The organism is Leptolyngbya iicbica LK, assembly GCF_004212215.1.
GTDB classification, from domain to species: domain Bacteria; phylum Cyanobacteriota; class Cyanobacteriia; order Phormidesmidales; family Phormidesmidaceae; genus Halomicronema; species Halomicronema iicbica.
Genome location: NZ_QVFV01000004.1, coordinates 1 through 22,457, shown reverse-complemented (window position 1 = coordinate 22,457; position 22,457 = coordinate 1). Strand labels below are relative to the sequence as shown.

Sequence of the window (22,457 nt, the reverse complement as noted above, 5' to 3'; positions counted from 1 at the left end):
GTTTCAGAGCAATTCTCTGAATCAGGACTACAAAACCCGTCTCTTCAAAGCCCCTCTCCCAAGTTTGGAAGAGGGGTTGGGGTGAGGGCCAGGTCTAGCGGCAAAGTACAGCACTGGTATCACCCCATCGCTATCCCCCAAAATGACGGATGCGTTAGCTGTCGACGGTTTTGGTGACATGTTCGGGGCAGTCTAATCGCAAATCGCCATCGCCAAACGGCGCATCGACCAAATTGCAGTGATGGGGGCGATCGCGGTCATCGTAAACATTGGGGTTGAAGTAATGGCAGGTGACGCACATCCGCGAAACCGGAATTTTTTGGTCTTCCTGAAGTTGGTGAATGATGGTCGTCAAGCCTTTGAAAAAAATCGTTTGCTCCTCTGAGGGCAGCGTTTCCACCGCATCTAGCAGGAAGTCGGGCCAGTCAGCGGCTTTGGCCGCTTGTTGGTGCCCCTCAGGCGTCAGCCGAATCGCGATCGCCCGGCGATCGTCCGTGGCCCGTTCCCGCGAGACTAATCCCTTTTTGACCAGTGATGACACTGCTTCACTCGCCGTTGCGGGCGTCGTCGCAATGCCCGCCGCGATCGCTGACAAGCGCATATCTTTGTCTGGGGTGGCCTGTAGCAATGCCAAGATCTGGCCCTGGGTCGGTGTGAGTCCTTGGGACTCGGCCCCCACCCAGGCCTGACTCCGCAGAGCCGTGCAGATTTTAGAGAGACCCGCGATCGTCCGTTGAGCGATCGGGTCATTCATCGTGTCAAACGGATTGTTCATGGAACGTGTGCACAGAGTTCGCTGCAAGCGCTTGCTGGAGCATTAACTCCACCGCTGATTCAGACCGATGTCCAAACCACTGTGCCCATATCCTAGAGCTTTCATCCAATAGAATCCACGATGGCGTGCCGCGTAGATGATTACTGCGGAAGGTGTAGCCAGCAGATACCAGTTTAGGGACAGACGATGACTCAACCGCATCGCCTGGAGTCTGGCCATCTGGCGCATCAAACGCCACCGGAAACCGCATCGGCACGGTGTAAGCCGTTTGTCCCTGCTGTGCCAAATGGAGTTTTGTCATGCCAACGACTTCGCCTGTGGTCAGCAGCCGACGAGTATTGTCCGCCGTGTTCAGGTCAAAATCTTCGAAGGCGGTTGAGAGGCCGAGGATGTTGACGCGATCGCCATACTGGTCGTGTAACCGAGCCGCCAACGGCAACGCATACATGAAACAACCCGGACAATTCACCTGAAACACCAGCAGCAAATTTAACGGTCGCAGAGCAAACTCACCCTGCAAAACTTCAGAGATCTTCATCTGAAAAATGACCATTACAGCCCTCCTATGTGAGCAGTGGTCGATGACTAAAAACCGTCTCGACATTCACCGAGGTATCCCGAACTCAATGCCTACCGGACGGTATCGAGTTGGGAACACCTCAGCTAGTCATGAACCTCGATGCGCCGAGAAGTCAGTCCGCATCGTGCCGGACCCCATAGGGCAAACTCAGATCGCCTGACCCCACGCTGTACACCTCATACACGCCCAGGGTGGGACGACTGGCGTCGCTGGTGTTTACCTGCATGTAGGCAGTGACCGCATCAAAGTTGAAGTCGGTGTTGTGGTCAACCCGTTGGGCCGGCACCAATACCCGCAGAGTCTCTTGGTCAGTCACCACCGAAAAACCTGGAGAATCAAGATAAATCGTCATGCCGGGATTGGTGGGCGGCATCACAACCGAGGCATCATCCGCCGCAAATTCGGCTACCGAGAGACCCCCCGGTACGCGATTGTCCCCCGTCAGCACCACCCAATGGGTATGCCAAATCACGCCATCATTCGCGTAGTCGGCATCATTGTCCTCGTCCCACAGCGGGGTGTCATCAAAATCGGGATGGGAAGTAACCGCCAACGCCAAAATGCCATCCACGCCCCCAAACCCGACCGCTGCCGGACTCAGCGTGGTGGGAAAGACATACCCCAATACCGGAGCCCCATCTAGCTGACCAGCGGACTGTGGCAAAGTCGCCCCTACAACCCCTGCCAACTGCTGTTCAAAAACCAACAAATCCAACTCTTCCAGATATTGAATCTGAGTCGACTGAATGTCGAGCGCTGGCGATCGCGGCGTCGCGACCACCGCCTGACCATACGACGGACTGGCAAAGCTCAAACCACCCGCCAACACCAATCCCGCACTCAGCAAACCGACAAATAATTTCATGGCGACAACTCCTTTAGTTAGGAATACCAATTAATTGGACTCCTAAACAATAATCGGCGGATTAAAACCTGTCAATAGTCATCTCGGGTTTAGCTAAATGGATGGCCGCTATCCTGACCCAGCAGTTCAAAGTGGCTGAGGTCGGCTAATCTTGCTGGAGGCTAGTAAACCTGGGGGCAATGCCAAGGATATTGCGCGATCGCCTGGTCTCAGGAATGGCAAAATAGGGCAAGTTACGAACCTGATTACGAGACAGCCTGGTTATGCCAGCCATGCCACCCAGCGGACTGTGCTCAAGGGTCGGCATCGTCCCCCAGGGGCAATCTTGGCAATGTCTATCGCTGGGTAGCAGTGAACCAGATGTTAATCAATTGCGGAAAGCGATGAACTACAAAGATTTCATCACAGTTGAACCAGGTAAGCGAGGGGGCAAGCCCTGTGTCCGGGGTTTGCGCATCACAGTGTATGAAGTATTGGAATATCTGGCCTCTGAGATGACCGAAGCCGAAATCCTGGACGACTTTCCTGACCTCACCCGCGAAGATTTGAAAGCCTGTATTGCCTATGCCGCCGATCGCGAACGCCGGTACATGACGGCTTCCTGAGTCTCATGCGGTTGCTCTTTGACGAAAATCTGTCCCCGAAACTGACTAGTCGCCTGAGCGATCGCTTTCCCGACTCCTTGCACGTTCGAGATATCGGGATGAAAGCGACAGTTGACAGTTTGGTTTGGGACTATGCCAAAGCCCACGACTTGATGATCGTCTCCAAGGATGCAGACATGCATGACTTGAGTTTGGCTCTGGGTAATCCACCCAAGGTGATTTGGATACGCCTCGGAAATTGCTCGACAGCCCAAGTAGAAGACTTATTACGTCAGCACTATCAGGTAATTGTTCAGTTCTATCAAGACGCCACCGTATCGCTACTCGCCTTGCCATAACGGTGTTGCCGTCAGGGAATTGCACTCGTTTAGCGATCGCGCCCGTCGCTACCCAAGGAATGGCAAAATAGGGCAAGTTACGAACCTGATTACGGGGACACTTAGACTTATGCAAGCCAAGCTTCAAACGGCATTTGCCCAGGGCCAAGCACTGAAAATCATTAGTGGCCTGACGAATTTTGATCGCGATCGCGTGGCGGCGGTGGTGCGGGCGGCCGACCAAGGCGGTGCGACGTTTCTGGATATCGCTGCCAATGCAGACCTCGTGCGCATGGCGAAGGAACTGACCGACTTGCCCATTTGCGTATCGGCGGTAGAGGCCGAGGCATTTGTCGCGCCTGTGGCCGCTGGTGCAGACTTGATTGAGATTGGTAACTTCGATGCCTTTTATGCCCAGGGCATCCGATTTGAGGCGGCTGAGGTATTGGCGCTGACTCAGCAAACCCGAGCCTTGCTGCCGGACATCACCCTGTCCGTGACCGTGCCCCACATTCTCGCGTTGGATGAGCAAGTGGCTTTGGCAGAAGCCCTGGTCGCAGCGGGTGCCGACATCATTCAAACCGAAGGCGGCACCAGCAGTGCGCCCACCCACAGCGGCACTCTGGGCCTGATTGAAAAAGCCGCTCCCACTTTGGCCGCAGCGCGGGAAATTTCTCGCGTGGTCTCTGTCCCCGTGCTCTGTGCGTCGGGTCTGTCCGACGTGACCGCGCCCATGGCAATCGCCGCTGGGGCCGCAGGCATTGGCGTCGGCTCCGCCGTCAACAAGCTCGACAATGAGCTGGCGATGGTCGCAGTAGTGCGCAGCCTGGCAGAAGCGCTGCAAACCGTAAATCGGGCCGCGATCGCTCGCTAAAACCTCAACCAAAAGGGGACGGTTCCTTTGTCTAAGTCCTTGACGTATCGGTATTCGAAAAGGAACCGTCCCCTGGAATGCGAATAGATGCCCTAAAAAGCAAAAAAAGCCCAGCAGTGCTGGGCTTTTGAGTATCTTTTGGATTCAAGTTTTGAATTTATCGGTTTGATTTAAGTGGATCTATAGTTGCTGACTAACATAACGCTGTTTACACAAAAACGGAGTCACTTTCGCAGAACCGATACATTACTTCATAGGTTTCTCAGATTGGTTGCAGAAAACGGGGTGGCACATGGCTGCCCCGTTTTCTTGTGATGGACCGCTCTCCAGGTCGGTGATTCGCGAGCCTTGGGCAAATTATGCGGCGATCGCGAGTCCCCGGTGTCGCAACAGAGCCTGAGTGCTCGGCTCCCGTCCCCGGAAAGATTTGAACACTTCCATCGGATGCTGACTGCCCCCCAACGCCAATACTGTGTTGCGGAAGCGGCGTCCCGTTTCCACAATGGCGCTTTCATCCTCTAGCCCCGCTTCTTCAAATGCGGCAAAGGCATCCGCACTCAGCACCTCAGCCCAGAAGTAGCTGTAGTATCCTGCCGCATAGCCCCCGGCAAAGATATGGCCAAACGCACAGAGGAAGGCGTCTTCCGGCAGCGGCTTCATGACCGTCGTGTTTTCAGAGAGGCGATCGCGCACGTCCCAAATCGTCTCATCGCCACCGGGCTGATAGCGGTGGTGGAGTTCGATATCCAGCCAGCCAAAGTTGACCTGACGCAAAATCGCGCTGCCGGTCATGAAGTTGCGGGCGGCCAAAATCTTCTGATACAGATCCTCGGGCAAAGGCTCACTGGTTTCATAATGCCGCGCTAATTTCAGCAGGGTTTCCCGGTGATAGCACCAGTTCTCCATAAACTGGCTGGGCAATTCCACCGCATCCCATTCCACATTGTTAATGCCCGCCGCCCCGGAGTAATCCACCGTGGTCAGCATGTGCTGTAAGCCGTGACCAAATTCGTGGAAGAGCGTTTCCACTTCGCGGAAGTTCATCAAGCTGGGTTTGCCATCCACCGGAGGCGACTGGTTGCACACGAGATAGGCCACCGGCAAACGTACTTGACCTTTGACGTTGCCCCGGTTCACACAGTCATCCATCCACGCGCCGCCCCGTTTTTCTGCCGGACGGCTGTAGGGATCGAGATAAAAGTGAGCGATCGCCTCTCCCGTTTCGCCCGCCACTTGGAAGTAGCGCACATCGGGATGCCATACCGGCGCTTCCTCATCCGCTGGGGTGATCGTCACACCAAACAGTCGCTTCGCCAACGCAAACAGCCCATCGAGCACCTGCGGTAAGGGGAAGTAGGGACGCAGCTCCTCATCGTTCAGGCCGTACAGCTCTTCCCGCATCCGCTCCGACCAAAAGGCCACGTCCCACTGCTTCAATTCTTCGGTGAAACCGCGATCGCGAGCAAATGCGGTCAGCTCTTCTAACTCCCGAGTGGCCGCTTTATAGCTGGCGCTACGTAGCTCTTCCATCAGCTGTTCCACCGCTGCCACCGAGGGAGCCATTTTGCGAGCGATGCTCAGATCAGCATAGGTGTCATAGCCGAGAATATCGGCCACTTGTTGGCGCAGTGCCAGCGTGCGCTCAATAATCGGTTGGTTATCCAACTCGCCGGAGGCCGCCCGCGAAATGAACGCCCGATAAACCTGCTCTCGCAAATCGCGGCGACGGCTGTGCTGCAAAAATGGCACATAGCTCGGGTAGTCGAGGGTAATGACCCACGGGCCGTTCTCTGCCGTGGCGTCTTCGTGTCCGGCTCCCTTGGCCGCCTGCGCTGCGAGTCCGAGCAGACTCTTAGGCAGACCCTCGATGTCTTCCGGCGTTTTCAAAACGAGTTGAAAGGCTTTAGTCGCATCCAAAACATGGTTGGAAAACTTCGTAGAAAGTTCTGCCAACTCTTGCTGAATTTGGTTGAAGCGCTCTTTCGTTTCGCCCTCTAAGCCAACGCCTGAGAGTTCCGCATCCCGAATAGCCGCTTCAACAATGCGCTGTTGAGCGGCGGTCAGTTCACCCCACAGGGCCCCTGCTCGGATTTGCTTAAATGCATCATACAAAGGCTTACTCTGGCCCAATTGATTGGCAAACTGAACGAGTCCTGGCTGCACGGCTTCGTAGGCGGCCCGCAGTTCAGGACTATTTTTAACGCCCATCAAGTGACCAATGATGCTCCAGCTCCAGCCCAGCCGCTCTTCAATCTGCGTCAGCGGTTCGACTAGTCCGGCCCAAGTCGGCTCAACCGTTTTTTCGAGCGTTTCCAGCTCGGCAGCCAGTTCCGTTAATAGGACTTGAATACCGGGTTCAATATGCTCCGGTTGAATCTCTTGAAAGGGTGGCAACCCTTGACCAATTAGCAGAGGATTTTTTTGCACAGTTGCAGTCATAACAGTCTCACGTTGCGTTAACAGAGCATCGACTCATCAGTAAGATCAGCATAGCCGGGGAGCATGCCCAGTGAGGCAAACTTGGGCGATCGCCCACTCCACTGCCGTCACCCTTTCACCTTAAATAATAGGATCGGGGCACCGTCGGCTCGGCTGCATGAATACAGACACGCCCAAAAGCGTATTCATTATGAGTTCATGTTAGCGCGTCATCAAGGTCTCGTGGCGGCAGTATAGAATGTGAAAAAGGTTGTTTTTAGATTTATTTAAGCTTCATGACTCTAACTGTTGGTGATCCGGCTCCTGAGTTTGCGCTGCCAGATGCCGAGGGCAATACCGTTAAACTGCAAGATCTCCAGGGCAAGTGGGTGGTGCTGTATTTTTATCCCCGGGATAATACTCCTGGCTGTACCAAAGAAGCTTGTGGCTTTCGAGATGCTTACAGCGAATACACCGACAGCGATGTGGTGGTCCTGGGCGTGAGCACCGACGATGCTAAATCGCACACCAAATTTGCCACCAAATATGATTTACCTTTTCCGTTGCTGGTGGATGAAGGGGGGGCGATCGCCAGCGAGTATGGCAGCTATGGCCTGAAAAAGTTCATGGGCAAAGAATATATGGGCATTACCCGCAGCACTTTTATCATTGACCCAGAGGGTAAGCTGGCCAAAATCTATCGCAAGGTCAAACCTGAGCCCCATGCTCAAGAGGTGCTGCAGGACATCGCCGAGTTATCCAGTTAATGCCGAGAACGTCATCCAGTGCCACCGTCGGTCAACCCTGGCAGCGCGCCATTCGGACGTTGCTGGGGTTATTGTTGCGCCGCCCCTTAGTGGGCGTCTGTGTCATTCCAATTTTGCCAGACGGTTCAGTGGTGCTAATGCGCCGCCGCGACACTGGTCTCTGGTGTTTTCCCGGTGGCCTCATCGACTGGGGCGAAGACGTAGCCACCGCAGCCCGGCGAGAACTTGCCGAAGAAACCAACCTCAACATCGCAAAAATTGGCCGATTGGTGGGGGTCTATTCCTCTCCCCAACGCGATCCTCGATTTCATTCCATTTGCGTGGCGATCGAAGTATTTGCCACCGGCGTACCCCAGGTCAATGACCCAACAGAAGCCTTGGCTGTACAAACGTTTTCGTGGTCTGACGCAGAAACGCTACCGCTAGACCACGACCATGCTCAACATCTGCAAGATTATCTCGCCCATCGAATTGTCGTCTTGTAAATCGGCGATCGCCATCCACACGACTGCTAAGACACTGCAGCGCTCATTGAAGACGGTTTTTCAACGTCGCTGACAGCATTCACGAGGCAGCGATGTCGCTATTTTCAGCGATCGCAGCTAACCCATCAGCGCGGTGCGGCCTCAGTTACTGGCCATGGCCCCGGCCAACATCGGCATAATTTCACTACAGACTTCATAGAAGCCCGTTTTGGGGGGCTCGGCAAATAAGTGGGAAATTTGGCTCAGCGCCTCGTCATACACCTTGGTGTGATGCTCAGTCATATCGCCGGGATTATCCCAAAAAATGATGGCGATGCCGCGATCGCTATCCGGTTCTTGCAGCAGATAGGCTCCGTCAAAGCCTTCTCCGGTATAAGTCGAAACCGCCTTTTCGTAGAGTTGGCGCGCTTCTGAAAAGCACCCGGGCTTAAATTCGCCAATGGCGATGTAGGCATATTTATGCTTCAGACAGTCTAAAAAATCGGTCATGATGTTTGCTTCCTCAATATCGTTTAGCGCTTGGGGGGGAACTGACAGGACTTACTGACGGTGGAAGCAGCCCTAGCCATCGATTGAGATGCCTGTACCGTAGCAAACTTCATTTCAGCAATTTCTGCCCAGCAAAGATTATTCATCTCTGAGCGACCAAGCTGTAATATCCCTTCACCCGGCAGCCTGCCCCCCAAACCCGGCTGGATGTGTTTTCCTAAAAGAAACCCCGCACACATTGAGTCGCAATCTATGGATCTGGGTGAAAGCTTACGGATGGCGGTCAAAACCCTCACCGCTAATAAATTACGCAGCAGCTTGACCATGCTGGGCATTGTGATTGGCAATGCTTCCGTCATTTCGATGGTGGGGATTGGCGAAGGGGCACAGCGCTATGTGAATGACCAGTTACAAACCCTCGGCCCTAATGTGCTGTTTATTGCCCCCGGCAATCGCGAAACGCGAGAACTCGGCGGGCTCGATATTCCGCGCACATTAGTGGTGGCCGATGCCCAGGCGATCGCCGAACAAGTGCCCTCAGTCGTCGGCGTCGCCCCGGAATACAGCACCCGCAATCTAGTCACCTTTCGCAATCGCAACACGAACACCAGCGTCGTCGGCACGAGCGAACAGTTTTTACAAGTGCGCAGTTTTGAAATGGGTCAGGGACGCTTCATTTCTGAACTCGATCTTCATCGCCGCAGTCAGGTAGCGGTGTTGGGAGCGACCCTAGCGGAACGGCTATTTGACGATACCTTGCCCATTGGCCAGTCGATTCGCGTCAATGGCACCAGTTTTGAAGTCATTGGCGTTATGGCCCAAAAGGGGTCGAACTTAGGCCTGGATTATGACGACGCGGTGCTGCTGCCGATTACCACCCAGGCCAGTCGCTTAGTGGGGCGGCGACAGTCGCCCTATGGCATTGAGGTGTCGTTTATCTCAGTTTCGACCAAAGACCGAGAAAGCATGAGCACCGCAGCGTTTCAGATTACCAATTTGCTGCGGCTGCGGCACGACATTCGCGGCGAAGATGATTTCTTTATCCAAAGCCAAGATACGCTGCTCAGCATTGCCGAGACGATTACTGGAGCATTGACAGTAATGCTTGCGGCGATCGCGGGCATTTCGCTGCTGGTTGGCGGCATCGGCATCATGAATATCATGCTGGTTTCCGTTCGCGAACGCACCCAAGAAATTGGTTTACGGAAGGCGATCGGCGCTTCACAGCAAGACATTTTGACCCAGTTTTTGATTGAGGCCATCATTTTGTCCATCGCGGGCGGTTTGGTTGGCACCGGCCTGGGCATCAGCGGCGTGGTGTTGATTGGGGCATTGACCCCGTTTGAAGCGGGCGTGTCAGGCTCGGCGATCGCGATCGCGGTCGGCGTCTCCGGCGGCATTGGCCTATTTTTCGGCGTGTTTCCGGCCCGACAAGCAGCTAAGCTAGACCCGATTGTGGCGCTACGCAGCGCTTAAACATCGGTAAGCAAAACCCATCCTGATGAGCCATCAATTTCAGTCTGGAGCAGCCAAGACCCCGGGCAGCGATCGCCTAGCAGCAATATTTCATGACCTTTTGGCAAGGGTCTTTTTCAACTTTCTGGCTCTTCATCCATGCAAATGCTGGGATGTGGGAATATTTTGACTAGGAACCATCCTGAATGTGCGTCTAAATTTCTGCTAGCTAGATAACATGTGAATGACTCTCGCGATCAACGGTATTGAAACCCTTGACTATTCTGAAGCAGAGTACCTATGAAACCCAGACCGATCCCCAAGCGTTACAGGGGGTACTGTCTTGGTTTGATGAGTTTCATGCCTTGCCCATTCCCCAAGAAGATTGGCTGCAATGTCAACTGGCGCTGATTGAGGGGTTCACCAATGCGGTGCGCCATGCTCATAAAGGATTACCGCCAGAAACGCCAATCGCCATTACAATCACCATCACCCATGACTATCTGGATATGAAAATCTGGGATCATGGGCCGGGCTTTGATTTCCAAGCCATGCTAGATCATAAGCTGGAAACCACCAACGCCGACTCAGAGGGGGGGAGAGGGCTGCGCATTATGTATCGAGTAGCCGACATTGTGCAATATGAACGCATGGCCGATGAACGAAACTGCCTCCACATTCGCAAGTCGTACTCTAGCCCTCAGGCTTAAGCCCCAGCCTCAACTGAGAAGCTTTTTCCGCGAACCTAGCCACAGCTTCACGCATCGGTAGCGCGGCTAAGGAATCAGGATTTTATAAAATCCAAGTTTTGTCTGGCAGACATCTTGCCTGCTCTTGAACAGCCGAGACGGCTGTTCACACTTAATTTAATTCCAATTCCTAAGTTATGGCCGACGACCCAAGATTTGACCTCGTCACGCTGCGCTAATCTCGCCTACGCCAGCGGCCAATATCTCAGATAATCGACTCACCATAACGCCGGGATCGCTTCTTGATCAGTCGGGGGTGGCGTCTCCGGAGCCGGAGTTGAGGGGGGCGTCGTGCTGGGCGGCACGGGTGGCGTGGCGTTGGGGTCAGTCGGCGTGGGCTCGGTAGCGCCAGGATTGATGTTAGGTTGCGCAGTCGTGCCATTGGCCACGTTGGGCAGACGCTCGATCGCTTCTGGAGAAGTTTGACGCAGCACATACTGCCCTGCCCCAGCAATCCCCGTTTGGGTTGCGCCCGTCGCCGCTGAAGAAGGATTCGCCGACAGTGAACTGCGAGAGCGCCGCAGCATATCCTGGCTGTTGCCAATGCCCAGCAGCGTCAAAAAGGCGATCGCCCCCAGCACGGCTGCTAATACGTATCGATTCATGCGATGGCCCTCCCGACTTGCTTGCAGTCAAGCTGGTTCCATCATAGTGCTGATTTACTGATTGGTCACGGAGACTCAGACTACCGCTGTTCTCATCCGATTAAATCAAAGCGGCAAACGCTGACTCATCAGGCTCTGAGTAGCTGGATAATCGCGAGCGATCGCTCTCACCACATCAAGAAGGTTTCCGCTTCACCAGACTAGAAGAGGGATTAAATGCATCGATCGCTTCCCCCAGAGCCGAGGTGAGGGTTTTACGGGTTTCGGCGTGAGCGTGTTTTTCGGCATTCAGCGCATTTTGCAGTTGGTCGCAGGTTTGTAAGGCTTTGATTAGCTCTGCCCGCAAGCCTTCGACCGAGTCAAGATTAGTGCTGTCGAGATGATTTTCGAGTTCAGCGGAGATCGCGTCAGCATGGTGCGATCGCAAAGTCGATAATTCGGTGCGTAGGGTCGCCTCAGTCGCCTTCAGAGTCTCCACATCAGCTCGCCGTTGCTGGGCTTCGGCATCATAGAGTTGCCGCCAGTTCGCCGCACTTTGATAAGCCTGATCACGCTCTTGACGCACAGCTTCTAACTGTTGCTGTAGGGTGCGAATTTCCGTTAGCCAGCGGGTGATTTCTTGAGTCATGGAACACAGGGGGCAATAACGACTCGCTCCAGCCAGACATGCTGCTGGTACTAAAAGAGTAGCGCTTTCAATGGACCTGGCGTGGGCAATACAATCAGCACCAAGAGGGTTAAAGCGATGAGTCCCCAGAGATCGCGCTTGTCATCGAGCTCACTCACGTCATTTAGGGCAGGTTCATCAATCGCCGGAATAAAGAATAGCAAAATCGCCCAGATAAATAACTCACTGTGAACAAAGGTCAGCCCCAAGACAAGAAAACGGCAAACCTGACCAATAATCGCGCCGTTGCGTTGACCATACATGGCATGGACGATGTGGCCACCGTCGAGCTGGCCAACGGGCATCAAGTTTAACGCGGTCACAACCAATCCTAAACAGCCCGACACCGCCACGGGATGAAGATGAATGGCCTCATCCATGCCTAACTGGCTCCCGAGAGCGAGTTTGCTCAACAGGGCTAAAGCAATAGAGGCGCCCGGATCGAGGGCTTCAAAATTGAGTAGACTGGCAGACTCCGGCATGGTCACGACTTCGGAGTGGGCCAGACCCCAGATTAACAACGGGACGGCGACGACTAAGCCGGCCAATGGTCCCGCAATACCAACATCAAATAACGCGCGTCGATTGGGTACGGGCGATCGCAACTGAATAAACGCACCAAACGTACCGAGGAAAAACGGTATCGGGATGAAATAAGGCAACGTGGCCTTCATCTTGTAGCGTTGGGCAGCCATGTAGTGGCCAAATTCGTGAGTGCCTAAAATCAGTAGCAGTGAGACCGCATAAGGCAACCCTTGCCAGAACAGCCTCGGATCAGCTTGGAGCGATTCTTCCGTAATCCCAGCGATAAAGGCTCCGACTGCAGTGGTCGTAAACAAGGTGGCAATAAACAATCCCAAGGCGAGACCTGGTCGGGCGAGCTTCTCGGGTCGAGCTGATGACTGTGACTTTTGTCGCTCAGGGTTGGGCACCAGCGCAAAAAAAGGCTTCCCGTTCAACCCCTCTTGAAAGACGACCAGAAAGCGCTTGCCAAAATGAGTTTCAATATTCTCGCGTACCGTGTTGTAAGCCACCGTGGGCGAAGAGCGCAGTTGTCCTTTGCAAATGAGCGCTTGAGGACGATATTCGATGTTTTGTAAGTAGAAGACTGACCAGGGGAAGCAGTGCTGAATCGTGGCTTCTTCTTCTTTCTCTAGGGGGGGAATGGCGGCCTTTTCAGCCGCAGCACGCACGGCCTCGGCGGCGGACTGCTGGGCCGATTGGGTCTGCTGACCGGCCTTTTGCGGAATGCGGCCCCACTGAATCAGAAACCAGTACAACACTGGGCAGACGATGAACAGGCCGAGCAACACCGCAATGGGAAAGGGCTCGTCGGCGCGATCGCTGAGACTCCAAAAAGCCAGGACAAATGCTGGGATCATCATGACCAGCCAAAGCATCCACGTGGGGGTGCGAGTCAGGTCAGCGACACTCTTTTTCACCACGTAGTAAGTAAAGATGCTGAGTAACAGCAATAAAATCAGCATTTAACCAGGGTTCCTGCTTGTCTCACGTCAGGCAAGCCGTTACCAAATACTAACGCTACTGAAGCCAGCAGACATGACTCGGCCAATGTGTATGCCCTTAAATTCTACCGTGATGATACATCAGCCCAGCCCTCAAGCTATGGCCGGATATCAGCCCTCACCAATCCATATCTGGGATGTCATGTAGAGCTATCTGCGACCAATGCAGCTATCTCCGCAAAGCCCATGGCCAGCACACCCAACAGCTGAATAACGGCGGCTATTCGTCATTCGCTACCAATACTCTAGCAAACCTCACCAAGTGCCATGCTAGGGTTAACAACTGTCCCACCAGCAATTAGCGGGGCGGGGTGTCAGTTGCGGCAGTCGTGGCGATAGCAGTTGCCGCATGCAGGATTATTGGTGATGTCGGTCAAACCCCCTAGAGAGATTCTCGAAAATATCTACGCGTTTCCGCCCAATCGCGCCACGCTAGGTGGCACGGCTTACTTCTGTATCAACCATGATGATGCGGGCGAGGCCGCCAATGTGCTGATCGATGCTCCGGCCCAAGCGCCAGAGGTGGTGGCCTTTTTGCGCGATCGCGGCGGGGTGCAATATTGGGTCATCACCCATCGCGGCGCTAGCGGTGAAGCCAAAGCGCTACAGGCTGATTTGTCCTGTCCGAAAGTGTTGGTGCAGGAGCAAGAAGCGTATCTGTTGCCAGACTTGCCGAATCTAGTGACGTATCGCGATCGCTACCCACTGCCAGGCGGCGGCGAAGCATTTTGGACGCCGGGCTTTTCCCCTGGGTCCGCCTGTGTTTATTGGCCCCAACAGGGCGGCATTTTGTTTACCGGGCGACATTTGCTGCCCGATCGCGACGGCCAGCTTCAGCCGCTGCGATTTTCCAAAACCTTTCACTGGCCTCGCCAGTTACGCCAGATCAAACAGCTCCAAGAGCGCTTCACCGCTGAGAACCTGGCTTATGCTTGCCCTGCTGCCAATACTGGTTTTTTGCGCGGTCAGGCCATAGTCAAAGATGCTTACTCGCAATTGCAAGCGCTGGAGCCAGACCAGCTGTTGCAGGCTCCGGCGCTGCTGTAAGGGCTAAATTTCCCGCGTATCCAACGGCAAAAAGGCCGTCAAGACATCGCCCTGATCGGGGCGATGCCGCAAAATCAGCTTGCCACCGAGAAACTCAAACAGGTTTTTGGTGACGTCCAGGTTGAGACTAACCCCCCCCGTCTCGGGGACAACGCTGAGCAGCTGACCCACCGACTTCAACGGCGGACGACGAAAGCTGACATCGGCGTTGGTGGCGCATTGCCCTGCCAACGGCTCAGCCTCGAACTGCAGCTTGAGCTGATGGCCCGCCAACATGACCCCCATGTGGACATGGCTCTGGGGCGGCAGACATTGGGTAAACCATTCCACCACACCGTTTAGCACTTCGTGAAGCAAAGTAGGGTCACTCGTGACGCGGGGCAGATGGGGCGGCAGATGCACGTCGAGTTTGAGATTACGACGCTCGGCCTGCTGCTGCCATTTCGGAATAGCATCTTGAAAGATTTGGTTCAGGGCAATGGGGGTCAGAGAAGACCGGGGGCGATCGCGTTCCGTCGTCTCTAACTCAACGGCGCGAAAGATCAGATTGAACCGATCAATTTGCTGCGTACATTCAGCATCGATGCGCTGGAGCCGCTGTTTAGCCGCAGCAGTAACGTCTTTGCGGCGCAGGAGAGATCGCGTCAGGGTGCGAATGGTCGTCAGCGGCGTACGAATCTCATGGGCCATCGCCTGGAGCAGCTCGATTTGCTGATCCAATTGGTGATCTAGGATGTCTGTGCGGGGCTCTGACGCCATGGCTGGCAGCACGGATGGGAAATCCAGCACTTCCCCCGACCGGGAAGTGGGGTCTGACCAGTGCGTGAACCGGAGCTGTCCTCGTTCATCGTTGGCTTGCAGGGTCGCACTCTGACGGTGCGGCAGCTGCGCCATCATTCCCTGGGTAAAGCGGGTAATCACCCGATAGTCTGGGGGATTGATCGCCTGAGAAAATCGCTCATCCAGATAATCCAGACTGGCGATCGCGGGCTCGGCAATATGTTGTCGCACCTGTTGCCACAGGGCCAGCAGCGTCGCGGGGTCAAATGAATATTGAAAACAAGGCCCCCGACCGGTCGGTTCGCCTAGCACCAGTGCCACACTCAGCGCTGGGCTCGCAACTAAGCAAAACCGCTCGGCTAATAACGGATTGTTGAGGGTCAAAGGCAAAATCTGATTTTGCGACGATGCCGTTGGCAAATCAACGCCCTCGCTGGGGAGCAAAGCATGCTGACCTTGCAGAGCATGAGCCAAGGGTTGAGGGGTCACGACCCAAGATTCAAACCGGGGGCCAAAATCGGCTTCATTCAAAACCGGGACCGGCCCCGATAGGGCTAAGCCGCTGAGGTGATGCCCGTCAGCCATGGCCTGAGTCGGTCGGGGCAAAGCCGGTAATAACCGAGTCAGGGCAGCGATCGCGGCTCGCCATTCAGCCTCAGCCACCAGCCGTGCCTGAGCGCCACGAGTCCACGAGCCCCCTGTCGGATAGCTCCCAAAGTCCCCGTCCAAATCCATCAATAGGTCGCTCAAGCGAGTTTGGTTAGTCGCTGCCTCCACCCTGGCCTCCCGGTTTGCGACTGGGGGTGAGTCGTCAATCGGTAATACCCCCAGTGAAAAAACTGCTCTAATACACTGAGCGTACTGGAAAGCCAAGGAATCCGTTAGGTGTAGAACCGAACGCAGCGAGCGCGGGTTTCTAACCAAACCAGTGAGACGGCGAGGACTCAAAACCGCCCGTTGCCGTTTGCGCTTTGACCTCCCAGCTGCTCCGGCGGGCGATCAAATGCTGCAAGCCTTCATAAATAAGGTGATCCATCTCTGCTTGCTGGGCTTGCGAAAAGCAGCTAATCGGATTGTCGAGCGCACAGAGGCGATGCCGTTCAGCCGTCACGTAATAGGTCGGCATCCGACTCACGACATAAGCCACCAATTTTTCTTGCAGACGATGGGTCGTTTCAGTCATCGGCACAGATTTAGAAGGGACATCCTCCAAAGCCGCTTCAACTTTTCTTTGAATCACGGGGATCGTCAAATTAATGATGGTTTGCGTCATATTAATCCACTCCTAAACAGTCATGAGAACCCTGACCAGTGCTAGTTAGACTGAGTGCCAAACGGTATGCTGATTAGCAAGCAAGAGGTGAAAGCGCTGCCCCCAATGGGTGGGCCGTCAGCTCGGCGGCATCAAGCTCTAATTCAGTGAGATACATCACTGTAAATGTCATCTACCTAACTGTGAGAAGGGCAGTCAAAGGTTGATAAACCAGGTTCAAATCAATGCTTGAATCTCAAAAGCAACCCCTCAGACACCCTTTTTAGACTGAGCAAAGCACTCATAACCTACGGCCACCTCCCATCAATAATCAGCAGTGTTGGAATTAATGGCGTTGCCAGTCGCGTTATCGAACAGCTGCATAATCCTATTTATGTTGTAGAAAAGATCCTTATTTCCTTGGAAAAGGAATGGGGATCATTGTCATTTCTCTACAGATTGCAACCTAAATTAACGCGCATAAAAGTCGCACTTTCGTTCTGGCGCCACGACCGGTTTATCTTCATCCGCCAAGATTGGGCTGGCTTATTGCGGGGGCACATTGGTATTTAGCCATTGAGCGATCGCATCTGCCAACGCCTGCGCCAATTCCCCTTGGGAGTTGGGATCGGTAATCCATTCAAACTCATCAGGATTGATCATGAAGCCCAATTCCAACAATACCGACGGGGCGACGGTGGGTCGGGTCAGGGCCAGGTTGTTCCAATACACGCCGTAGGAGGGGCGATCGAGGTCTTGCACGAGGGTATTGTGCAAATATTCGGACAGATCGTGGGCTTGGGCGTGGTACCAAAACATGCCAATGCCAGCGGTGTTGAGGGCATCCCCCGCATCAGGCAGGGCATTGTAATGAATGCTGAGGGCCAGGGTGGGCTCGACTTGATTGATGATATCGACGCGATCGCCCGGAAACAAATCATCGTCGCCCTCGCGGGTCATCACCACCGTGGCGCCCCGCGCCTCTAGCTCATCCCGCAGCAGCTTCGAGACCACTAGATTCACATCTTTTTCGGGATAGCCATTGGGGCCACGCGCCCCGAGATCATTCTCGCTGCCGTGTCCCGGATCGAGCAGGATCGTCGCGCCCGCCAGGGAATCGTTCGCCAAAGTGGGGGGATGTCGGAGGGACAACACCAGAGTGGTGCCCTCGTAGCGCACCTTGTAGCCCCACTGCTGCTCGGTGCGAAACTGAAAACGGAATTGGGCGCGATCGGGTAACACCGGCTGCCAGTCAAGTCGCTGCACCACCGGATCCACATCAAAGTAAATGGTGTCGGTTTGCGGTGTGGTGTTGTGGAGAGTCAGAGTGAGGGTATCGGCAGTCTGGTCGATCACGATCGGCACCGGAGTCTGGAGCGGAAAGCGGACCTCCGTCCAGCCGGGGATTTGCTCGGAGGTGACGCTACGCAAGATGGAGCGGGGGGGCGCGGTGGCGGGGGCGATCGCTGTTTCTGAGGCGCGAATCCAACCGCCGTAGTCGAGTCGCAACCAGTCACCTTCCGTGGCGGTGATGGCGGCGCGAGTGCCTGCCGGCAACGGCGTAATGCGCGAGTAGCTGGTACTCGGCCCCGTTCTGGCAATGCCGGAATCGACGATAACTTCTGCCACTTGAAAATCGGTGGTATTGAGGCGGCGAATGGTGCCGGGAGCCGTAACCGTTTCAGGCTGACCACGGGTGGCTAAAGAATAGGTGGGGGGGCCGATTTCACCTGTCGCTGGCAGAGTCGTGCAGCCCTCGTAAGGGGTGGCCGCTAGGGGCACGGGCTCATTTTGCGAGGTGAGCACAGCGTAGTTGGGGGGCAGGGTCACGGCGGTTGGCGGTGGCGCGAGGGGAATCACCTGATCGGCCCAGTTCACAGCAATGTCGGCATCGGCGATCGCCTGTACGCCAAAGCACACCCGTTCTCCCGCTGGAAGCGCAATATCCACCTGCGGCACCAGGGACTCGGGCACAAACCAAGAACCAGCCGGCACCGTCGGCGTGGCCGAGATGCGCGTGATCGATAGCGTCAGGGTGTCGTCGCCTTGGGTCAGAGTGAAGGTATTTTCGCCCATCTCCAGCGGCACCGTGGGCGCAAAGTGCCCAGCGGGACTGCGGTACTCAATGGGTGCACCATTCACCAATACCGGCTGATCGGGATCGCCCGTGCCGATGAGGAAAATGCGATCGCTCACCGTTTCATGGGCCGCAGGGGGATAGGCGATGAATAAGTCAGAGGCCATGTTGGTATCGGCGATCGCGACGGGCATGATGGCTAGACTACTCAACGTTCCAAGGCTGACTGACCAGAGAGACAGAGACTTCATCGGCGTTTCCGGGGTGCGTTCTCAATGAGAACAAGTCTACGTTTTAGCGGCCACTAGCTCACAATTCTGATTTTGAAATACTCGTCGTTAGCCCTGGACGGTGACTGGGGTGCGGCCATGCCAGATTGAAAATGGCGATCGCTATCCGTCCCTGCTGCGCCAAAGAAAATCAGCTCATCTAAGTCGTCTGGCGCAAGGATGCCACCGAGTATGCGAAAGCAGGCGATCGCCGTTCATTCTCAGTCCGAGCACTAAACTAGGGGCAAGCGCAACGGCTAGATCGCAGATCAACGTAGTGGTGAAGTCCGAACTTCGATAAATTCTGTCTTTCAGTCTCCTTATGACCCAGCAGCCTAACCCACAACCACCTTACAAAGGTCTCGGACTAGAGGATGTTCGCAAAGTTTTAGATTCTGGGGCGGTCAAAGCCGGTGTGCCAGGAGCGATTGCCGGATTTGGGATTAGTCGAGCGTTTGCCGGAGAATGGTGGCAATTTGTTTCTCTACTAGGGGCGGCAGCAGGCGTCTGGTTTTTAATCAAACTGGGAAACCGTTTCGCGCCCAAGGTTGAAAGGGTAATTGATCGCGCCGACCAAGCGTTTGATCGACGGGTTGACCTTGCACTGGTAAACCGCAGCGACTTTCACAAGCAATACCTGGAAGCGCTGAAGGTGCGGTGTGTAGATCTCAACGTCGAGGGATATGGTGGGCTACCCCGGTTAGCGTTGGAAGACATTTACGTATCGCTGCGGATGCATCCTGGCGGACGCGGCAATCCTACCTTGCAAAACCGCAACCTCAAAATTTGGGACATCCTGCCAAAAGCGCATGACCCCGACCAAACTTTTTTAGCGCGATTGGTAGCGGTGATTGCCGATCCGGGCTATGGCAAAACGACACTGATGCAGTTTTTGACCCTGAACTTTTCCAATCGAGGCTATGGAGAAAAGGGAGCCAAAGAGCTGATTCCTGTGCTGCTATTGTTCCGAGACTTTCATGGCCGCATCCAGTCAGAGCACGAACCGAAACTGCCGCAGCTCATCGTGGAAACGGTGCAAAAGATGCCCCGCTGTGAAGACCTCCGAGCATCGGAGCCGTGGTTTCGTCAGCAGTTGCAGCAGGGAAAATGCTTAGTCATGCTCGACGGATTGGATGAGGTACCCGATGCTCAGCGAAATACCGTGAGCAAGTGGGCCAACTGGCAAATGCAAAACTATCCCTGCCAGTTCATTCTCACCTCTCGTCCCCACGGCTTTAATAGCAGCCTGTTTTCAGGCGTGGAACGGATCGATGTTCTCGACTTTAATGACGACCAAAAGCGAGACTTTATCGAAAAGTGGTATCGCTTTATCGCGTGGGAAACCAAATGGAAATACCACCTCCAGGACAATGAAGGTAAAGAGCCGGGTAAGCAACTCTCGAAGGAACAGGTCAAAGCCCAGAGCCAAGCAGACGCTGATAAAGCCGCTGCCAATTTGCGACAGCAGCTCTTTGCCGATCGCAGCCTCATCGATCTCGCTAAAAATCCGCTACTGCTGACCATTATTGCCGTCGCCCACAAATTCAAAGAGCGATTACCCCAACGGCGGCTCGATGTGTATCGCGATATTTTTAAGCTGCTGCTAGAAGATCGTCCCTATCAGCGTCAAACTCGGTTGACGATTACTAACGCCGCCGACAACCAAGCGATTTTGCAGCCGCTGGCGTTAGAGCTAACCCAAGCAAATGAAACCAAGTTCAAGCCGCGTCAAGGGGCCGCCTGGATTCAGCCACGGCTCGCCGAAACCCATGATGACCCAGCGCTCACGCCAGCGCAGTTTTTGCAAGAGATTCAGCAGGTGTCGGGGCTACTCGCCGGGGGCGAGGGCTATCTGTACGAATTTACCCACAAGACGTTTCAAGAATATCTAGCAGCAGTGGAGCTGAGTGAACGGGAGACTGGCAAGCATGACGTGATGGCTCACTTCGCCGATGAAACCTGGAAGGAAGTGGTTTACTTCTATGCGCTACTGACTGACCCGGTACCTTTTATTGAAAAAGCCTTAGAGATTCCAGAGAATCTACATACCTTAAAACTCGCTCAACGCATTGCCAATGATGCAAAATCTGTCGACGAGAGATTGAAGCAAAGGTTATTAGACGAACTGTTAGAGCGAGATGACAGGATACCAGATGTTCTTCTAAAGAAACGTTTCCGCAGTTTATCCTTTCTAGACGAAACGACTGCAATCTCAGGCCATATTAGCTTGTCAGAATTTGCTCTGTTCTTTGGTGCTCAGCGTGATGGGTTATTTCATTCGACAGCCAAAGCTGATTTTCCAATGTCACGAATGGCGGGTCCAGGCGATTCCGAGGGACGGCAGAAAATTAACTCTCAGGAGCCTGTTGTCGGTCTAAGTTGGGAAGAGGCGCGGTGGTTTTGTGCGTGGTTGGCGACGCAAGCACAGCTTGCCCCTGCTGAGGGTGTATATGACTATCGGTTGCCGACACCGGAGGAAGTCGAGACCTTCAAAGCTCTGGAAGCGGAGGGATCCCCCCTTGCCCCCCTTGATAAGGGGGGTGGCGACAGCCGGGGGGATCTGACTCCATGGACGACCGACCCAAAACGCCCTGGCAACTGCCTGCGGGTGGTGCGGCAACGGATACCCGATCGCTATCGAGAATTGGTGAATTACCTGGCCAGCGGCAGTTGGAAAGAAGCCGATCAGGAAACTGACAAACTGATGCTCAAAGCCGTGGGTAAAAAAGCGGAACAACGCGGATATTTAGAATTCGAAGAAATTCGTAACTTTCCCTGTGAGGACTTATTGCTAATTGACCAACTCTGGTTGAAGTTTAGCGGTGGCAAATTTGGTTTCAGCGTGCAGAAGCAACTCTGGTGTGAGGTGGGTGGTAGGTTGGATTTTGGCGAAGATAGAAACGCCGCGATCTCGGCCTATGAAAAAATGAGCGAGCGCAATGGCTGGCGTGTAGGGGGAAGCTATATCTCCTACAGCCAAGTCACTGTTAATACCTCAGCCCCAATAGGACACCTCCCTTTTAACCCTTATTGGGGAGGAGAGATAGTTGGTATTTTGTCTTTGCAGGAGGAGGAGGGGATGGGGGTTCTCTTCTCTCGCATCGAGACTTGTGAACTGTAGCATATCAGGGCTTCAGCTCGATCCGTAAGGTTTATTTCCGGTTGTTTTTCAACGCCAAAACAAGGGTTTCAGCCAACCGTTACCTGGCACCCGCAATCAGGTCGTATCCGTAAATTGCAGAGCCGCAATGTCAGGGTTAAAACAGTTCGTTAGCACAAATTTTTTCGCCACCGCCACGATTTCGTCCATCGGTACTTGCCAGGCATCCCAGGGCAGTCATTTTTGACCGGGGCTAGTTTTGTCCTTTTTCGGTTTCAGATTGATGCCTGCTAGCTGTTTCTTGTTCCACTGCCGTTTTTTCTCTTCGTGTTTTGATCCACAAGCTTGAATCGTAAGAACCCACCCCGCCCTATGGGCACCCCTCCAGTGGAGGGGAATTAGAGGCCCTTGACAATGCTTGCCGAAGTCTGTTCCCCTCCTGGGAGGGGCTGATGGGGTGGGTTATTTGCGGGCATCTCGACCCACCCCGCCCTCCGGGCACCCCTCCGTGGGAGGGGAATGAGAGGCCCTTGAAATGCTTGCCGAAGTCTGTTCCCCTCTTGGGAGGGGCTAATGGGGTGGGTTATTCGCGGGCATCTCGACCCACCCCGCCCTACGGGCACCCCTCCGTGGGAGGGGATCAAGTTGCGATCAGTGTTGGACTTCTCAGTACAAGGACAAAAGTTTTAGAGCCTGATTAAATTCAGAACGCCGCAGGGAGAAGTCCGAGAAAGTGCGCCTGAGAAAGTCACAAC

General features: G+C 54.5%; 20 protein-coding genes. 9 read left to right on the top strand and 11 right to left on the bottom strand.

Features of this window, described 5'->3' with window-relative positions:
• Positions 1 to 154: 154 nt before the first annotated feature.
• From DYY88_RS15890 to DYY88_RS15880, 3 genes are all read right to left on the bottom strand, one after another.
• Complete coding sequence (locus DYY88_RS15890; protein ID WP_039726317.1) at positions 155 to 775, bottom strand: MarR family winged helix-turn-helix transcriptional regulator; 621 nt, start codon at positions 773 to 775, stop codon at positions 155 to 157.
• Positions 759 to 1,328 (bottom strand): hypothetical protein, encoded by a 570-nt coding sequence (locus tag DYY88_RS15885; RefSeq protein ID WP_052288336.1) that lies wholly within the window; start codon positions 1,326 to 1,328, stop codon positions 759 to 761. The genes DYY88_RS15890 and DYY88_RS15885 overlap by 17 nt, the downstream gene beginning before the upstream one ends.
• 139 nt (positions 1,329 to 1,467) lie before the next feature.
• Positions 1,468 to 2,220: a hypothetical protein gene (locus tag DYY88_RS15880; protein WP_039726316.1), complete on the bottom strand. Its 753-nt coding sequence runs from the start codon at positions 2,218 to 2,220 to the stop codon at positions 1,468 to 1,470.
• A 263-nt stretch (positions 2,221 to 2,483) separates the two neighbouring features.
• Between DYY88_RS15880 and DYY88_RS25140 the strand changes: the two genes are divergently transcribed.
• The 3 genes from DYY88_RS25140 to DYY88_RS15865 all read left to right on the top strand — a co-directional run bounded on the left by DYY88_RS25140 (position 2,484) and on the right by DYY88_RS15865 (position 4,016).
• Positions 2,484 to 2,825: a DUF433 domain-containing protein gene (locus DYY88_RS25140; protein WP_437438586.1), complete on the top strand. Its 342-nt coding sequence runs from the start codon at positions 2,484 to 2,486 to the stop codon at positions 2,823 to 2,825.
• 5 nt (positions 2,826 to 2,830) lie between these two features.
• The gene (locus DYY88_RS15870; protein WP_039726314.1) at positions 2,831 to 3,163 is read left to right on the top strand and encodes a DUF5615 family PIN-like protein; all 333 of its coding nucleotides are present in this window, start codon (positions 2,831 to 2,833) and stop codon (positions 3,161 to 3,163) included.
• Between the two features lie 109 nt (positions 3,164 to 3,272).
• Complete coding sequence (locus tag DYY88_RS15865; RefSeq protein WP_039726313.1) at positions 3,273 to 4,016, top strand: DUF561 domain-containing protein; 744 nt, start codon at positions 3,273 to 3,275, stop codon at positions 4,014 to 4,016.
• 357 nt (positions 4,017 to 4,373) lie between these two features.
• Here DYY88_RS15865 and DYY88_RS15860 read toward each other — a convergent pair whose 3' ends face one another.
• Positions 4,374 to 6,455 (bottom strand): M3 family metallopeptidase, encoded by a 2,082-nt coding sequence (locus tag DYY88_RS15860; RefSeq protein WP_039726312.1) that lies wholly within the window; start codon positions 6,453 to 6,455, stop codon positions 4,374 to 4,376.
• A 275-nt stretch (positions 6,456 to 6,730) separates the two neighbouring features.
• Here DYY88_RS15860 and bcp point away from each other — a divergent pair, with 275 nt between their 5' ends.
• A complete protein-coding gene (gene bcp, locus DYY88_RS15855; protein WP_039726310.1) occupies positions 6,731 to 7,201 on the top strand; it encodes a thioredoxin-dependent thiol peroxidase in 471 nt (156 codons plus the stop codon).
• The gene (locus tag DYY88_RS15850; protein WP_044151141.1) at positions 7,201 to 7,686 is read left to right on the top strand and encodes an NUDIX hydrolase; all 486 of its coding nucleotides are present in this window, start codon (positions 7,201 to 7,203) and stop codon (positions 7,684 to 7,686) included. Before bcp ends, DYY88_RS15850 begins: the two co-directional genes overlap by 1 nt.
• Positions 7,687 to 7,827: 141 nt before the next feature.
• Here the strand turns inward: DYY88_RS15850 and DYY88_RS15845 are convergent, their stop codons facing one another.
• Positions 7,828 to 8,175, bottom strand: coding sequence for a hypothetical protein (locus DYY88_RS15845; protein WP_039726309.1), 348 nt, complete (start codon positions 8,173 to 8,175; stop codon positions 7,828 to 7,830).
• A 252-nt stretch (positions 8,176 to 8,427) separates the two neighbouring features.
• Here DYY88_RS15845 and DYY88_RS15840 point away from each other — a divergent pair, with 252 nt between their 5' ends.
• Positions 8,428 to 9,651: an ABC transporter permease gene (locus DYY88_RS15840; RefSeq protein ID WP_039726308.1), complete on the top strand. Its 1,224-nt coding sequence runs from the start codon at positions 8,428 to 8,430 to the stop codon at positions 9,649 to 9,651.
• Between the two features lie 254 nt (positions 9,652 to 9,905).
• The gene (locus DYY88_RS15835; RefSeq protein ID WP_044151526.1) at positions 9,906 to 10,340 is read left to right on the top strand and encodes an ATP-binding protein; all 435 of its coding nucleotides are present in this window, start codon (positions 9,906 to 9,908) and stop codon (positions 10,338 to 10,340) included.
• 257 nt (positions 10,341 to 10,597) lie between these two features.
• On the opposite strand, the gene DYY88_RS15830 is transcribed toward DYY88_RS15835, so the two are convergent.
• From DYY88_RS15830 to DYY88_RS15820, 3 genes are all read right to left on the bottom strand, one after another.
• On the bottom strand, positions 10,598 to 10,984 hold the full coding sequence (locus DYY88_RS15830) for a hypothetical protein (RefSeq protein WP_039726306.1): 387 nt from the start codon (positions 10,982 to 10,984) through the stop codon (positions 10,598 to 10,600).
• Positions 10,985 to 11,159: 175 nt separating this feature from the next.
• Positions 11,160 to 11,612, bottom strand: coding sequence for a hypothetical protein (locus tag DYY88_RS15825; protein WP_044151139.1), 453 nt, complete (start codon positions 11,610 to 11,612; stop codon positions 11,160 to 11,162).
• 50 nt (positions 11,613 to 11,662) lie between these two features.
• Positions 11,663 to 13,138, bottom strand: coding sequence for a site-2 protease family protein (locus tag DYY88_RS15820; protein WP_039726305.1), 1,476 nt, complete (start codon positions 13,136 to 13,138; stop codon positions 11,663 to 11,665).
• A 405-nt stretch (positions 13,139 to 13,543) separates the two neighbouring features.
• Here DYY88_RS15820 and DYY88_RS15815 point away from each other — a divergent pair, with 405 nt between their 5' ends.
• Complete coding sequence (locus tag DYY88_RS15815) at positions 13,544 to 14,224, top strand: MBL fold metallo-hydrolase (RefSeq protein WP_039726304.1); 681 nt, start codon at positions 13,544 to 13,546, stop codon at positions 14,222 to 14,224.
• 3 nt (positions 14,225 to 14,227) lie between these two features.
• Here the strand turns inward: DYY88_RS15815 and DYY88_RS15810 are convergent, their stop codons facing one another.
• From DYY88_RS15810 to DYY88_RS15800, 3 genes are all read right to left on the bottom strand, one after another.
• The gene (locus tag DYY88_RS15810; RefSeq protein WP_130199479.1) at positions 14,228 to 15,781 is read right to left on the bottom strand and encodes a sensor histidine kinase; all 1,554 of its coding nucleotides are present in this window, start codon (positions 15,779 to 15,781) and stop codon (positions 14,228 to 14,230) included.
• A 139-nt stretch (positions 15,782 to 15,920) separates the two neighbouring features.
• The gene (locus DYY88_RS15805) at positions 15,921 to 16,277 is read right to left on the bottom strand and encodes a hypothetical protein (protein WP_039726303.1); all 357 of its coding nucleotides are present in this window, start codon (positions 16,275 to 16,277) and stop codon (positions 15,921 to 15,923) included.
• Between the two features lie 525 nt (positions 16,278 to 16,802).
• Positions 16,803 to 18,584 carry an N-acetylmuramoyl-L-alanine amidase gene (locus tag DYY88_RS15800; RefSeq protein ID WP_039726302.1) on the bottom strand — a complete coding sequence of 594 codons (1,782 nt, stop codon included), beginning with the start codon at positions 18,582 to 18,584 and terminating at the stop codon, positions 16,803 to 16,805.
• Positions 18,585 to 18,924: 340 nt separating this feature from the next.
• Here DYY88_RS15800 and DYY88_RS15795 point away from each other — a divergent pair, with 340 nt between their 5' ends.
• Positions 18,925 to 21,723, top strand: a complete 2,799-nt coding sequence (locus DYY88_RS15795; protein ID WP_052288334.1) for a GUN4 domain-containing protein — start codon at positions 18,925 to 18,927, stop codon at positions 21,721 to 21,723.
• Positions 21,724 to 22,457: the final 734 nt, after the last annotated feature.

What these genes read in the sequence shown, in the direction of transcription:
- DYY88_RS15850 (WP_044151141.1), top strand. Translation starts at nt 7,201, where the DNA reads ATGCCGAGAACGTCATCCAGTGCCACCGTCGGTCAACCCTGGCAGCGC.
- DYY88_RS15865 (WP_039726313.1), top strand. Translation starts at nt 3,273, where the DNA reads ATGCAAGCCAAGCTTCAAACGGCATTTGCCCAGGGCCAAGCACTGAAA.
- DYY88_RS15890 (WP_039726317.1), bottom strand. Translation starts at nt 775, where the DNA reads ATGAACAATCCGTTTGACACGATGAATGACCCGATCGCTCAACGGACG.
- DYY88_RS15845 (WP_039726309.1), bottom strand. Translation starts at nt 8,175, where the DNA reads ATGACCGATTTTTTAGACTGTCTGAAGCATAAATATGCCTACATCGCC.
- DYY88_RS15795 (WP_052288334.1), top strand. Translation starts at nt 18,925, where the DNA reads ATGACCCAGCAGCCTAACCCACAACCACCTTACAAAGGTCTCGGACTA.
- DYY88_RS15880 (WP_039726316.1), bottom strand. Translation starts at nt 2,220, where the DNA reads ATGAAATTATTTGTCGGTTTGCTGAGTGCGGGATTGGTGTTGGCGGGT.
- DYY88_RS15800 (WP_039726302.1), bottom strand. Translation starts at nt 18,584, where the DNA reads ATGAAGTCTCTGTCTCTCTGGTCAGTCAGCCTTGGAACGTTGAGTAGT.
- DYY88_RS15805 (WP_039726303.1), bottom strand. Translation starts at nt 16,277, where the DNA reads ATGACGCAAACCATCATTAATTTGACGATCCCCGTGATTCAAAGAAAA.
- DYY88_RS15885 (WP_052288336.1), bottom strand. Translation starts at nt 1,328, where the DNA reads ATGGTCATTTTTCAGATGAAGATCTCTGAAGTTTTGCAGGGTGAGTTT.
- DYY88_RS15870 (WP_039726314.1), top strand. Translation starts at nt 2,831, where the DNA reads ATGCGGTTGCTCTTTGACGAAAATCTGTCCCCGAAACTGACTAGTCGC.
- DYY88_RS15815 (WP_039726304.1), top strand. Translation starts at nt 13,544, where the DNA reads ATGTCGGTCAAACCCCCTAGAGAGATTCTCGAAAATATCTACGCGTTT.
- DYY88_RS15840 (WP_039726308.1), top strand. Translation starts at nt 8,428, where the DNA reads ATGGATCTGGGTGAAAGCTTACGGATGGCGGTCAAAACCCTCACCGCT.
- DYY88_RS25140 (WP_437438586.1), top strand. Translation starts at nt 2,484, where the DNA reads ATGCCAGCCATGCCACCCAGCGGACTGTGCTCAAGGGTCGGCATCGTC.
- bcp (WP_039726310.1), top strand. Translation starts at nt 6,731, where the DNA reads ATGACTCTAACTGTTGGTGATCCGGCTCCTGAGTTTGCGCTGCCAGAT.
- DYY88_RS15825 (WP_044151139.1), bottom strand. Translation starts at nt 11,612, where the DNA reads ATGACTCAAGAAATCACCCGCTGGCTAACGGAAATTCGCACCCTACAG.
- DYY88_RS15860 (WP_039726312.1), bottom strand. Translation starts at nt 6,455, where the DNA reads ATGACTGCAACTGTGCAAAAAAATCCTCTGCTAATTGGTCAAGGGTTG.
- DYY88_RS15820 (WP_039726305.1), bottom strand. Translation starts at nt 13,138, where the DNA reads ATGCTGATTTTATTGCTGTTACTCAGCATCTTTACTTACTACGTGGTG.
- DYY88_RS15830 (WP_039726306.1), bottom strand. Translation starts at nt 10,984, where the DNA reads ATGAATCGATACGTATTAGCAGCCGTGCTGGGGGCGATCGCCTTTTTG.